General features: G+C 74.2%; 8 protein-coding genes and 3 tRNA genes. 6 read left to right on the plus strand and 5 right to left on the minus strand.

Translation table 11 applies throughout. From position 1 onward, the window contains the following. The first annotated feature begins 49 nt into the window (after window positions 1–49). From ACIBK9_RS47835 to ACIBK9_RS47860, 6 genes are all read left to right on the plus strand, one after another. Window positions 50–685: an ACT domain-containing protein gene (locus tag ACIBK9_RS47835; RefSeq protein WP_358285500.1), complete on the plus strand. Its 636-nt coding sequence runs from the start codon at window positions 50–52 to the stop codon at window positions 683–685. 48 nt (window positions 686–733) lie between these two features. Next, window positions 734–805, plus strand: a tRNA-Gly gene (locus ACIBK9_RS47840). A gap of 16 nt (window positions 806–821) precedes the next feature. Next, window positions 822–895: transfer RNA gene (locus ACIBK9_RS47845), tRNA-Cys, on the plus strand. 1 nt (window position 896) lies between these two features. Beyond that, a tRNA-Val gene (locus ACIBK9_RS47850) sits at window positions 897–971 on the plus strand. Window positions 972–1,222: 251 nt separating this feature from the next. Then, entirely contained in the window at window positions 1,223–5,029 is a 3,807-nt protein-coding gene (locus ACIBK9_RS47855) for a helix-turn-helix domain-containing protein (protein WP_397165804.1), read from the plus strand. A gap of 11 nt (window positions 5,030–5,040) precedes the next feature. Then, window positions 5,041–5,682, plus strand: coding sequence for a maleylpyruvate isomerase N-terminal domain-containing protein (locus ACIBK9_RS47860; RefSeq protein ID WP_397165805.1), 642 nt, complete (start codon window positions 5,041–5,043; stop codon window positions 5,680–5,682). Window positions 5,683–5,709: 27 nt separating this feature from the next. On the opposite strand, the gene ACIBK9_RS47865 is transcribed toward ACIBK9_RS47860, so the two are convergent. From ACIBK9_RS47865 to ACIBK9_RS47885, 5 genes are all read right to left on the minus strand, one after another. Further along, entirely contained in the window at window positions 5,710–7,617 is a 1,908-nt protein-coding gene (locus ACIBK9_RS47865) for a DUF5107 domain-containing protein (protein WP_397165807.1), read from the minus strand. After that, complete coding sequence (locus tag ACIBK9_RS47870) at window positions 7,614–8,441, minus strand: carbohydrate ABC transporter permease (RefSeq protein WP_397165809.1); 828 nt, start codon at window positions 8,439–8,441, stop codon at window positions 7,614–7,616. The genes ACIBK9_RS47865 and ACIBK9_RS47870 overlap by 4 nt, the downstream gene beginning before the upstream one ends. 15 nt (window positions 8,442–8,456) lie before the next feature. Continuing rightward, window positions 8,457–9,377, minus strand: a complete 921-nt coding sequence (locus tag ACIBK9_RS47875; RefSeq protein WP_397165811.1) for a carbohydrate ABC transporter permease — start codon at window positions 9,375–9,377, stop codon at window positions 8,457–8,459. After that, window positions 9,377–10,696 (minus strand): ABC transporter substrate-binding protein, encoded by a 1,320-nt coding sequence (locus ACIBK9_RS47880; protein WP_397165813.1) that lies wholly within the window; start codon window positions 10,694–10,696, stop codon window positions 9,377–9,379. The genes ACIBK9_RS47875 and ACIBK9_RS47880 overlap by 1 nt, the downstream gene beginning before the upstream one ends. Window positions 10,697–10,771: 75 nt before the next feature. Next, window positions 10,772–12,973, minus strand: a complete 2,202-nt coding sequence (locus ACIBK9_RS47885; protein ID WP_397165814.1) for an RICIN domain-containing protein — start codon at window positions 12,971–12,973, stop codon at window positions 10,772–10,774. Between the last annotated feature and the right edge of the window lie 140 nt (window positions 12,974–13,113).

Raw genomic sequence — 13,113 nt, forward strand, 5'->3', positions numbered from 1 at the left:
AAGCGGTATTCGCCTATAGGCTGTGGACGGCATCACCAGGGAGGGATCGATGCTTCTTCGCGTGCGCGTGGCGCTGCCCGACCGTCCGGGGTCTCTGGCCCAGGTCACCAAGGCCCTGGGCACGGCGGGGGCCGACATCACCCAGGTCACCGTCCTCGACCGGGGGGCCGGCTCGGCGGTCGACGACATCACCGTCTTCTGCCCCGAGAGCACCCCCCGGGAGGTGCTGGTCAAGAGCCTGGAGAGCGTCGACGACGTCCGCGTGGAAGGCATCTGGACCACCCGCGAGACCGCCGGCACCTACCCCGAGCTGGAGATACTCAAGTACATCACCACGGCGGGCGACCGCGCGCTGACCACGCTCGTCGACTCGCTGCCGGTGCTGTTCAGCGCCGACTGGGCCGCCACCGCCGCCGACCACGGCGTGGTCTACGCGAGCTGGCGCGCCCCGCAGGGCCTGACCGTCCCCAGCCCGGCCCCGCCACGCCCGGCGGCCCTCACGCTCGACGGCGGCGTGCACGCCATCCACGCCCCGCTCCCGCCGCTCGCCCTGACGTTGCTGCTGGCCCGCTCCGAGGGTCCGGCCTTCCACCGCATCGAGGTCCACCGGCTCACCCGGATCCTGGAGATCTTCCTGAGCCTGCCGGCCACCGAACGCGGCGTCGCCCGCCGGCTTCGCAAGTAGCGGGAAGCATCTGGTCGGAAAAGGCGCTAGAGTTAGGCATGCAACAGCGCGGAAGTGGCTCAGTGGTAGAGCATCACCTTGCCAAGGTGAGGGTCGCGGGTTCGAATCCCGTCTTCCGCTCGGAGTGGTTCGACTCGGTGGAGTGGCCGAGAGGCGAGGCAGCGGCCTGCAAAGCCGTCCACACGGGTTCAAATCCCGTCTCCACCTCCAAGGACGATTAGCTCAGCGGGAGAGCGCTTCCCTGACACGGAAGAGGTCACTGGTTCAATCCCAGTATCGTCCACCACACTCCAAGGCCAGACCCGGAACGATGGGGTCTGGCCTTTCGGCTGTCCGGGCCCGGCCTCCCTCGATGACGGGATCCGACCCGCCGCCCTCACCGTGACCAGCTCCGGCCTCACCGTGTCGGGCTTCGGCCTGCCGTGGCGGAACGGACGCAGGTTCGCGGCGCCCGGCACGTCCTGATCGGGGTGGCCGGCGACTCCGTATCTCTCGTGACCAGTAACGTGATCTTGAGAGGATTCGCTGGAGGGAACGTTGGGCCGTCGTGAGCAGCCGCTGGACCCGGCCTCCGGGCCCGTCGCCCGATTCGCGTACGAGCTGCGCAAGTTACGCCAGGAGGCCGGCGGGCTCACCTACCGGGCGATGGCGGCCCGCGCCCACTACTCCGCCGCCACCCTCGCCCAGGCCGCCGCCGGTTACCGGCTGCCCTCGCTGCCCGTCGCCCTGGCCTACGTCCGGGCCTGCGGCGGGGACGTCGAGACCTGGCGGCGGCGCTGGGCGGAGGCCGATCGGGAAGCCCTCGCCCAGGCGGCCACCGAGGACGACTCCCCCGCCCCGTACCTGGGCCTGGCCCGGTTCGAGACCAGCGACCAGGACCGCTTCTTCGGGCGCGGCGCGCTGGTGGAGCGGCTGGCGGCGCTGGTCGGCGAGCACCGGCTGGTGCTGCTGGTCGGGCCGTCCGGCAGCGGCAAGTCCTCCCTCCTGCGCGCGGGGCTGGTGCCCCGGCTACTGCGGACCGGCGACTCCGGCGGCCGGCCGCCGGTGGTCCGCGTGGTCACGCCCGGTCCCGAGCCGCGGCCGGAGGAGGCCGGCGTGCGGGCGGACGTGCTCGTCGTGGACCAGTTCGAGGAGGTCTTCGCCCTGTGCGCCGATCCGGCGCGGCGGGCCGCCTTCATCGACGCGCTGCTGGCCGCCGCGCGGGCCGAGGAGGGGCCGCGGGTCGTGCTGGCCGTACGGGCCGACTTCTTCGGGCAGTGCGCCGGGCACCGGGGGCTGGCCGAGTCGGCCAGGGACGCGACGTTGCTGATGAGCCCGATGAGCGCGGCCGAGCTGCGGGCGGCGATCGTCAGGCCGGCGGCCGGGGCCGGGCTGGTGGTGGAGCGCGAGCTGACCGCCATGATCGTCGGCGAGGTGGAGGGCGAGCCCGGCGCGCTGCCGCTGATGTCGCACGCGCTGCTGGAGACCTGGCGGCGGCGGCGCGGCCGGGTGCTGACGGTGGCGAGCTACACGGCCGCGGGCGGCCTGCGCAGCGCCATCGCGCGCACGTCCGAGGAACTGTACGCCGGCCTGTCCCCCGCGCGGCGGGAGCGTCTGCGCCACCTGATGCTCCGCCTGGTCACCCCCGGCCAGGACGGCCAGGACACCCGCCGCCCGGTCGAGCGCGCCGAACTGCTCACCGGCGAGCCGGACGACGAGACCGGCGAGCTGCTGGAGCGGCTGGCCGGAGCGCGGCTGGTCACCCTCGACGAGGGACGCGTCGATCTGGCGCACGAGGCGCTCCTCACCGCCTGGCCCCGGCTGCACGACTGGATCGAGCAGGACCGCGAACGCCTGCGCGTGCACCGCCGCCTGACCGAGGCGGCCGGCGCCTGGCAGGACCACGACCGCGACCCCGGTGGCCTGTACCGGGGGGTGGCGCTGGCCGTCGCCGACGAGCACCTCGGACGGGCCGGCGTCCTCACGCCGCTGGAGCGCGACTTCCTCACGGCGAGCCGCACCGCCCGCGACGGCGAACGACGGCGGCGCAGGCGGCGCACGACGGCCACCGCCGTGCTGCTCGTGCTCACCCTGACCGCGGCGCTGCTGGCCTGGCAGCAGAGCAGGACGGGCGAGCAGCGGCAGCGCGAGGCCGAGGCCCGCCGCACCGCAGGCGTGGCGGCGAGCCTGCGCGACTCCGACCCGCGCGCCTCGATGCGGCTGGCCCTGGCCGCCTGGCGGCTGGCCGACCTGCCGGAGACCCGTTCCGCCCTGCTGACCGCGGCCGTCCAGCCGGCCCAGGACGTCTTCACCGACCCCGCCGGCGGCAGCCGGACCAGGCGGCACCTCAGCGCCGACGGGCGGACCCTGCTCAGCGTCGGCGCCGACCGGGTCACGTCCTGGGACCTGGACGCCCGCCGCGCGACGGGCTCCATGCCCGCCCCCGGCGCGGCGCTCGACCAGCTGGGCGCCCGCAGAGGCGACGCGTGGACGCTGCCCATGCGCCTGGCGGACGGCGAGGTGGGCCTGTGGGACCTGCGGACCGGCAGCCGGGCCCCCGCCGCCCTCGGCCGCGCGCGCGACGGGTTCGAGGCCGGCCCGGACGGGCGCACCGTCATCGGCTACGACGCCGGGCGGGAGACCTACCGGGTCCGGGTGTGGGACACGCGGACCCGGCGCGAGCTGCTGGCGGTCGAGTTCCCCCGCCGGGCGCCCGCCGAGCCGGCGGAGATCACCTGGGAGTTCGGGACGGCGTACCTGCGCAGCTCGGCCGACCGGCGCGACTGGGCGGACCCGTCGTTCCCGGACGCGACGCTCGGCCCGGACGGCCGCCTGCTGGCGCTGTGCGTGCCCGGCGAGCCGTTGCAGCTGTGGGACGTCGCGGCGGCCCGCCGGATCGGCACGCCGTGGGCGCCCGTCCTCACCCGCGAGCAGTGCCAGTACGAGCGGGTGCGCTTCACCCCCGACGGCGGGCGCCTGGCGGTCGTCACGACGGAGAAGGTCCGCATGTGGGAGCTCGCGTCGGGCAAGGAGCTGCCGGGCGTCGTCCGCCGCGACGTCAAGGAGGTGTCCTTCAGCGCCGACGGCGCCTTCCTGGCCGCCTCCGACGGCGCCGCGATCGTCCTGTGGCGCCTGGCCTCGCCCGAACTGCCGGTCTTCCGGCATCCCCTGTCCGGCGAGCAGGCCGTGGACCTGCGGGTGGACCCGGGGGCGAACCGGATCCGCTACCTCGCCGGGTCCGGCTCCACGTGGCCCGCGACCGTGCGCACCCTCGACCTGGGCGGCGCGGCGAGCCCCGGATGGCGGGAGGAGGCGGCCGCCGCGGCGGCCTTCGGCCCGGACGGGGCCGCGCTCGCCCTCGGCTACCCGGGGCACGAGACCGGCCTCGTGCGCTTCCGGCTGTACGACCGGCGGACCGGCCGGCCCACCGCCGACCTCCCGGAGGTGGCCTGCCCCGAGCCGAAGTCGCAGATCCCGCAGTGCACGGTGCTGCTGGCCTTCGACGACGACGGGCGGCGGCTGGCCTACGGCGGCTCCCCCCTGGGCTACCGCTCGCTGCCCACCCGGGTGTCGGTGTGGGACGTCGCCCGCGCCCGCCTGTCGGACAGCCTGACGCTGGACGGCGACGCCCGCTCGGTCGGAGCCCTCGCCTTCGGCCCCGGCGGCACGCTGCTGGCGGCCTCCCCGCCCCTGGTGGGCCGGCTGAGCGTCTGGGACCCGCGCAGCCGGACCGTCACCAAGACGCTCCCCGACGTCACCGGCCACGAGCTGCGGACGGACCCCGACCGGCGGCTGCTGGTCACCTCCATGGGCGACCTCGTCGACCTGCCCTCGACGCGGCGGGTCCAGGGCCGGTACGGGCCCGGCCAGACCACCTCGCTGGCCTTCAGCCCGGACGGCCGGTACCTGGCCGCCGGGGACGCCACGGGCCGCACCGTCCTGTGGGACGGCCGCGCGGAGCGCCGTCTCGGCACGCTGGCGATCCCCACGACGGCCGCCGCCGACCGCAGCGTCATGGTCAACGCGCTGGCGTTCTCGCCGGACGGCACGGTCCTCGCGACCGGCGGCGCGAACGGCTCGCTGCAGCTGTGGGACGTGGCCTCCCGCCAGCCGATCGGCTCGCCGCTGCCCACGCCGGGCGACGCCGTCCTCGCGCTGGCCTTCGGCGACGGCGGCCGGGTCCTGTACGTGGCCGGGGAGCACGTCCCGGTCCAGCGGTACGAGCTCGATCCGGCCGCCTCGGCCGCCGTCCTGTGCCGGCGGGCCGGGGAGCTGACGTCCGCGGAGTGGCGGACGCACTTCCCGCAGCGCCCGTACCAGCGGGGCTGCCCGCCCGTCCGGTCGGAAGCGGCGGGCCGCGAGTAAGAATCGTCCCCATGGACTTCGAACGTGCCCGCACCGCCCTCGCCGCCGCCTACCGCGAGTTCACGGCCGCGGTGAGCGAGACCGATCCGCTCAGGCCCACCCGGTGCGCCGGTTGGGCAGGGGTGGATCTGCTCTTCCACGTGCTGTGCGACGCCCAGCGGGCCCTCGTCGCGTTCGCCACCCCGGCCGACGGGCCGCCCGACGTGGACCACGTCACCTATTGGAGCTCCTTCCAGCCCGTCCCGGACGCCCCCGAGGGCGCCGGGGGCGGCGCGGACGCCCACGCCTGGTGGGTGCGCAGGTCCGCGTCCGCCTTCACCCGGCCCTCCGGGGTGCTGCGGGTGTGGCAGGACACCGCCCCCGCCGCCGTGCGGGCGGCGCTGGCGGCCGACCCGGCGGGACACGTCGCCACGCAGGGCCACGTGATCGCCGTGCCCGACTTCCTGGCCACGCTGGCGACCGAGGCCGCCGTCCACCACCTCGACCTGCAGGCCGCGCGGCCGCCCGCCCGGGAGGCGCTGGAACTGGCGGGCGAGACCCTCGACGGGCTGCTCGGCGCGGACCGCCCGGCCCATCTGGACCTGACGACGTACGTGCTCGAAGCCACCGGACGGCTCCCGTCCGCCGACGACCGCTTCCCGCTGCTGAGCTGACCACCGGCACCGGCGAGTGAGGGCAGGTCAGGCGTCGTCGGGGTGCATGCGGAAGTCGTAGCGTCCGGGCAGCGGGTCGGTGGTCAGGCGCGACCACGTGTCGTGCAGGACGGCCTCGCCCTCCCGCAGGTCATCGACGTCGAAGCCGGCGTCGAACAGCGCGCGGGCGCCGTCCCGGTCCCCGGCGGCGAGCAGGGCGCGGGCGCGGAGCAGGACGGCCCGGCCGGTCGCGGGCAGCGTGTCCAGGACGGCCAGGCACTCGGCGGCCCTTCCGGCCTCCAGCAGCGCGACGGCCGCCTCCGCCGCCAGGCGCTCCCGGACGAGTCCGGCCGTCCGGCGGAGGGCTGTGAGGTACAGGGTGGCCCGTTCGTCCGGGTTCGCGGTGGTGCGGGCCAGGCAGCGGGTCGCCCAGGGGTTCGGGCGCAGCTCGGCGGAGCGCCGCCACGCGCGTACCGCCTCCGCGCGGTCCTCCGCGTGCCAGGCGGCCACGCCCAGGTGGTAGGCCGTCACCCAGGTCTCCGGCGCCCGCTCCAGCAGCCGCCGCCACGGCGCGGACACGAGGCTGTGCCCGGGATCCGCGCCGGGAGAGGGCTCAGGACGGGGGAAGGCCCCGGTGGTGAGGAGAGTCAGCCAGGGCGACTGGTCGGCGCCGAGGGTGGACCGGGGGAACGGGGTGCCGGGCGTGGCGACGCCGGCGCGCGCCACCTCCAGGGCGCCCCAGCCGGACCCCTCCGCCAGGATCCGGACGGGCTCCTGGTCGGCGTGCGGCCGCCACTTGCGCCAGGCGGCGGACACCTCGGCGGCCGGCAGCCGGGCCGCCAGCTCCTCCTCGGCCGCCCGCACCGCCTCCGACCAGTCCGCGCCGTGCACGGCGGCGGGGTCGGCGCGCAACGGCCCGTACGCCTCCAGCCAGGAGAACTCGCCCCCGCCGGGCAGCGGCACGTGTTCGAGCTGGGTACGGGCCAGCCCCGCCTGGATCTCCAGGTAGCCGCCGGTGCCGGGCTCGGTGAGCCAGTCCTGCCAGCGGCGCCCGCCCGGCCCGCGTCCCCACAGGAAGAGCTTGCGCCCGCGCAGCGACCGGGTGGAGGTGTGCACGAGGCCCGCGCCGGAGCCGTCGAGCGCGGCGATCCACGGACGGCGGTCGCCGAGCTCGAAGAAGTAGTCGGCGGCGTGGTCCGCGCGGGCCGGGTAGCTGCGGTCCAGGCCGTCCCAGACCGGGATCGGGACCTGTTCGAGCCGCCCGGCGTAGCCGAAGTGCCAGGCCGTGCCGGCCGGGGCGAGCACGCGCGTCCGCCCGGTCTCGGGGACGGCGATGTTCGACCACCAGTACGCCGGCACCTCGTGCGGGTGCGGGTTGCGCATGCGCACGCCCACGTACAGGAAGTCCGACCCGCGCGGCAGCCAGAAGTCGACCTGGTACGGCAGGTCCCGGGTGCGTTCCCACTCCCACACCCGGACCATCGGCGTGCCGTCGGGCCCCTCGGCCTCTCCGGCGAAGACCGGGCGGCAGGTCAGCGTGGTGTGCCCGGTCGAGCCGGAGTTCCACTCCACGCCGCCGGAGAACCAGGCGCCGGTCAGCCCGAAGTTCGCCGGTTGCAGCACCGGGTTCCGGTAGAGCAGCTCGCCGTGGTCGCGGTGGACCAGCGAGTGCAGCCGGCCGCCCCAGCCGGGCAGCAGGGTCGCGGTCAGCCGGTCGTTGGCGAGCTGGATCGCCTCGACCCGGCGGGGCCGGCGCGCCCGGTCGTAGCCGTCCTGGACGCGGCAGGGCAGCACGGAGGCGAGCCTGCCGTAGGAGAGCTGGAAGGCCATGTCGGGCGGCGCGCCGGCGACCGTGGCCGCGGGCCCGGCGGCCTCGCCGAGGGGCGGCAGCGGGTTGTCCGGGCCGGGCAGGGCGACCGGCAGAGTGATCACGATGCGGCGGACGGTCGTCGTCATTTCCCCATCCCCAAGGTGATGCCTTCGGTGACGCGGCGTCCCACCCAGGCGAACAGGACCACCATGGGCAGCACGACCACGCAGACGCCGGCGAACATACCGCCCCAGTTGGTGCCGGTGTACTGCTGCTGCTGGGCGAAGCCGATCAGCGCCACCGGCAGCGTCTCCTTCTCGTCGTCCTGCATCAGCACCAGGGCGAGCATGGTCTCGTTCCAGGAGACGATGAGCTGCAGCACGAACACGGTGACCAGCCCCGGCCGGGCGACCGGCACCACGATGCGCAGGAACGTCCGCCACACCCCGGCGCCGTCCAGCGCGGCGGCCTCCTCCAGCTCGCCGGGCAGCGATCGGAAGAAGCCGGTCAGCAGGAAGACGGTGAACGGCATGGCCGTGCCGACGTAGGCCAGGGTGAGGCCGGTCAGGGTGGAGGTGAGCTCCAGGCTGCTCAGCATGAGGAAGATCGGCAGCAGGATGACCTGCGTGGGCACGCCGGTCCCGAGCGCGAACAGCAGCGTCAGCGGCCGTCCCGCCCGGTTCGCGGTCCGGGTCAGCGCGTACGCGGCCGGCGCGGCGACCACCACGGCCAGCACCGAGGACAGCACGCCCACGACCGCGCTGTTGACCGCGGCCCGGCCGAAGTTCCCGACCTCCAGCGCGGTCAGGTAGTTGTCCAGCGTCGGCGGGATCGGCAGCCGCCAGGGATGGTCGAACACGTCGCGGGTGCTCTTCAGCGATGTGATCAGCACCCACGCCAACAGCGCCACGTCGGCGGCGACGACCGCCCACACGGCCGCCTTCATGGGCGCGAGCCTCGTCGGTCTCATGGTCGGCCCCCCCTTTCAGAACCGGACGGCTTCACGGTCGAGCGCCCGCCGCAGCAGGAGCACCACGGCCGCCGCGATCAGCAGGCTGAACAGCGCGCTGGCGGCGGTCATCCCCAGCTCGGGCGGCGAGCCTGAGCCGCCGTACGTGGCCGCGTAGCTGTAGAGGGCGACGGTCCAGGTGCTGCTCGGCGGCGTGCCCGCGGTGCCGCCGCCGAACACCAGCACCAGCTCGAACACCTTGATCGAGCTGATGGTCCACAGCAGCGCGCAGACGCTGAGCACGTCCCAGGTCAGCGGGATCGTGACGTGCCGCAGCCGCTGCCAGGACGTGGCCCCGAGCAGCGCGCAGTCCTCGTAGAAGGAGGCGGGGATGCGGTCGACGGCGGCCATGATGATCGTGGTGTAGTACCCGACGGCCGCCCAGATCGCCACGATCATGATGAGCGTGAACGTGTTGTCCACGGCCAGCCACTTGGGCGGGTCGCTCACCCCGAAGACGCCCCTCAGCACGGTGTTGACCAGCCCGTCGGGGTTGAACAGGAACCCCGCCACGATGGCCGGCACCAGCGCGCTGACGATGTTGGGGAAGAACAGGATGTTGCGCGCGACCAGCCGTCCGCGCATCTCCCTGAGCACCATCGTGAGCGCGAACCCGGCGGCGAACGTCACGCCGCCGCCGACGACCAGCAGCTTCAGGGTGTTGAGCAGCGCGGTGTGGAAGACCGGGTCGCCCAGCAGGCGGGCGTAGTTGCGCAGGCCGACGAAGCGCGAGTCGCCGTACCCGGCGGTCTGCTGGAGGCTGATCCACACCGCGTAGCAGGCCGGGCCGAGGACGAAGACGCCCAGCAGCGCCAGGGCCGGGCCGACCATGGGGACGAAGGCCCGCTGCCGGGCCCGTACGGCCGGACCGGGCCGCGTCTCGGGTTCGGCCGCCATCAGCTGCCCTGGTTCTTCCAGAAGCCGGCCTGGACCGCGGTGATCTTGTCCACGAACCCCTGCGCGGTGAGCCTGCCGTTGAACAGCTCGCCCACCGTCGGGTAGTAGACCTTGTCGGTCCAGCCCGGCACGCTCAGCCCGGCCGCGAACGGGTAGGTCTCGGGCACGCTGTCGAGCTGCCGCTTCACCCCGGCCAGCGCCTCGGGCACGAACGCGTCCTCGCGCGGCGAGAGCACGGAGGCCGTCCTGGCCAGGTCGTCGGCGAACTCCTTGGTCGTCAGGTACGCGATGAACCGCTCACCGGCCTCGACGTTCCTGGCCTTGGCGGGCATCGCGAAGCCGAACTGCACGACCTCCTCGCCCTTGGCCGGCCCGCCGACCTCGGGGAAGGGCATGGAGGCGGGCTTGAACCCGGCCCTGGCGTACGAGCCGACCTCGCTGGGCAGCCAGGAACCCATGATCATGAACGCGGCCCGGCCCTGGGCCCAGTTCTTCTGCTGCTCGGGGTACTTGCTGGCGTCGTACCCCTTGAGCAGGTAGCCCTCCTTGGCGAACCGCTCGATCTGCCGGGCGGCGGCCAGCACCTCGGGCTTCTTCCACGACTGCCCGGTCCGGTCCTCGGCGATGGCCTTGAGGCCGTCCGCGCCGATCGTCCGGTAGAGGTAGTAGTTCATCCAGTACGAGTCGGACCAGTACTGTTCGCCGTCGGCGGTGAGCGGGGCCGTCCGGCCGCCGGCCTTGAGGGTGCCGAGCAGCGCCAGGAACGCCGTCCAGTCCTTCGGCGGCGTCTCGGTGAGGGTGGCGGCGTCGTAGAACAGGCCGATGCCGGCCACGCTGTAGGGCACCATGTACGGCTGGCCGTCCGGCAGCCGCAACGCCGGGCTCTGCGAGTACTTGGCCGGGATGACGTCCTTGACCTTCTTGCCCGCCTCGCCGGGCACGTCGGCCTCATACACCTTGGCCAGCCCCCGGGCCACGCCCGGGGTCACCATGAACGGCCGAATCGTGTCGTCGGACTGGTCGACCACGTCCGGCACCTTGGACGTGGTGAGCGCGGCGGGCAGTTTCTGCTTGACCACGTCGCGGCCGGCCCACTCGACCCTGACCTTGATGCCGGTGGCCCGGGTGAAGCGGGTGATCGCGGCCTGCAGGGCCACCTGCTGGGGTTCGCCCTGCTTCCACATCGACCAGTAGACGAGCTCCTTGCCGGACGCGTCCTGGGCGTCGCCGCCGCAGGCGGTGACCAGGCCGAGGGCCAGCGCGCCGGCGGCGAGCCCGGCGAACGTCCGGCGGATGGGGTGGGATCGGGATGAGCTCATCGAGCGGCACCGCCTGTCCTGTGAGATTCGGGGGGTGGCCCGGCGGGGCCCGGACGGGGCCCCGCCGGAGGAGGGTCAGCCGACGGTCCAGCGCTGGAGCGCCGAGCCGGTGTCGGCCTGCTGGGTGACGAGCGCGCCGTCGGCGGTGGAGGCCGTGGTGAGCAGCAGCCCGCTCTTCTGCGAGGCGATCCGGTAGCCGCCCCCGGGGGCGGGGGTGACCTGCCAGCTCTGGTTGGCGGCGCCGGTGCACGTCCACTGGATGATCTTGGCGCCGGCGGCGGTCGAACCGCCGCCGACGTCCGCGCAGAGCTTCGACAGGCCGTTGGCGATCTGGTAGGAGCCGTCGGGCCGGCGGGTGAAGACCCAGCGCTGGTTGGCGCCGGAGTTGGGGGTCCAGGTGATGAGCTGGGTGCCCGGGGTGGTGGAGTGGTCGGGGTCGTCCAGGGCCTTGCCGGCGGCGGTCAGGGTGTGGGTGCCGCTCAGGTCGCCGCCCGGGGCGCCGGTGTCGGTCAGCGTCAGGGTCTGCTCGGCGGCCGTGCGGCGGCCGCCGACCGTCCCGCCGGAGGTGTCGCTCCAGTGGCGTACGGGGGTGGTCTCGGCCGGTCGGGACGCGTCCGCCGTCAGGGCGAGGGCGAGGCCGCTGTAGCGGTTGACCAGCCGGTGGCCGCTTCCGCCCGGCACCACGAACCACTGCTGGCCCGCGGTGGGCCCGCCGGCGCCGGGCGCGGTGACGACCGGTCTGGCCCCCCAGGCGCGGCCGGCCGTCGTGGCCGCGTCCACGCCGAGCAGCCCGCCGGTGGAGGCGTTGGCGATGCGGTAGGAGCCGTCGCCGTTGGGGGTGAACGTCCAGTTCTCCAGGGGCGAGCCGGTCGGGGCGGCGGCGGAGGTGGTCGCCGGGCCGCCGGAGACCTGGGCCAGGACGCGGCCCGCCCCGGTGCCGATCCGGTAGGTCCTGGCCGGGTCCGCCGGGGCGGGGGCGGGCGCGGTGGAGGTGACGGTGAGGTTCGCGTACTCGCCGCTGGAGGTCGCGCACTCGATCGAGCAGTACGAGCGGAACGTCCGGCCGACGATGGCCGAGCCGGTTCTGCTGACGTCGTCGAGGAACCAGCGGTACCAGGAGCCGGAGACGTAGCTCCCGGTGTCGCCGATCAGGCGACACCGCTGGGTCGACAGGTCGTCGGTGACGTAGAGGCGCTGCGGCTGACGGCCGGAGACGACCTCGGGCTCGCCGAGGTAGAGGCCGAGGTGGGCGTCGTAGGCGATGTTCATGATGAACAGGTCGGACTTCGGCGGCAGCTCCCCGGCGGCGATCTGCTGGTCGACCGTGCCGGTGTTGGCCGGGTCGTAGTCGCCGCCCACGGGCGTGTAGCCCCGGGGGTTCGCGGCGGTGACCGGGACCATGTTGCTCTCCTTGCCGCCCACGCCGGGCTGCGACCAGGAGCCGTCGTACCACTTGGTCCACGAGCCGGTCGCCATCTTGGCCGACATCGGCGCCCGCGCCACGTGGGCCAGGCCGCCGTTGCCGCCGCCCACGCCGCCCTTCGGGATGATCCGCGAGCCGTAGTAGACGTAGAAGTAGCCCGAGACCGGGTCGGCGAACAGGCGCGGGTCGCCGTCGCCGTAGTCGTAGGTCTGGTGGGGGAAGGCCGCGGCGTCGTTGCGCTTCGTGCTGTACGGCGAGGTGATCGCGTGGCCGAGGATGGTCCACACCCGGCCCTGGTTGCGGGAGACGGCGTAGTCGAGCGAGTCGTAGTGCAGGCCGTCGCCGAAGGGCTGGGGGGTGAACTCGTTGTGCACCAGGCCGTACCAGTCGCCGGTGTCGGGGTCCACCCAGACGCCGACCAGGTCGCAGTAGTTCTTGTGGGCGTACCCCGAGCCCGCGCCGGCGGGGGTCGCCTCGACGCCGGTCGGGCTGTTGTTGCAGCGCCAGGTCGTGTCGTTGTTGCGGTCGGCGGAGTTGGCCGGGTTGACCGCGTCGCTGATCGCGGCCGAGCGGGTGGCGGTCTCGAAGTTCGTGCCGGTGAAGAAGTCCCAGTAGCGGGGGTCGGAGGCGCCGTAGAGGGCGGCCGACTGCTGGAAGTAGAAGGTGCCGTCCTTGTCGATGTAGGTGGCCGCCGGGGTGTCGGTGGGATGGGCGTAGCGGCCGGTGGAGCCGACGGTGATCGTGTAGGCGGCGTCGGGCGGTGCGGCCGACGCGGCCGGGACGGCGAGGGAGCCGCCCAGGACCAGCGTCAGGGCCGCGGCGGCGGCGGTGAGCACGTTGCGATGGGGGGACACGGGTGCTCCTTTCTGTCGGGCACGCCACATCGGGCGGACCCTTGGGGGGAACCACGAGCCGGAACCGCGTGGCCGGACCATACGCCAGATTTGACCGCTCAAACAAGGCCCGAATTCGCGTTCCTGCTCTCTTGTCCGGT

The sequence above is a fragment of the Nonomuraea sp. NPDC050227 genome, from assembly GCF_044459705.1.
Lineage (GTDB): Bacteria > Actinomycetota > Actinomycetes > Streptosporangiales > Streptosporangiaceae > Nonomuraea.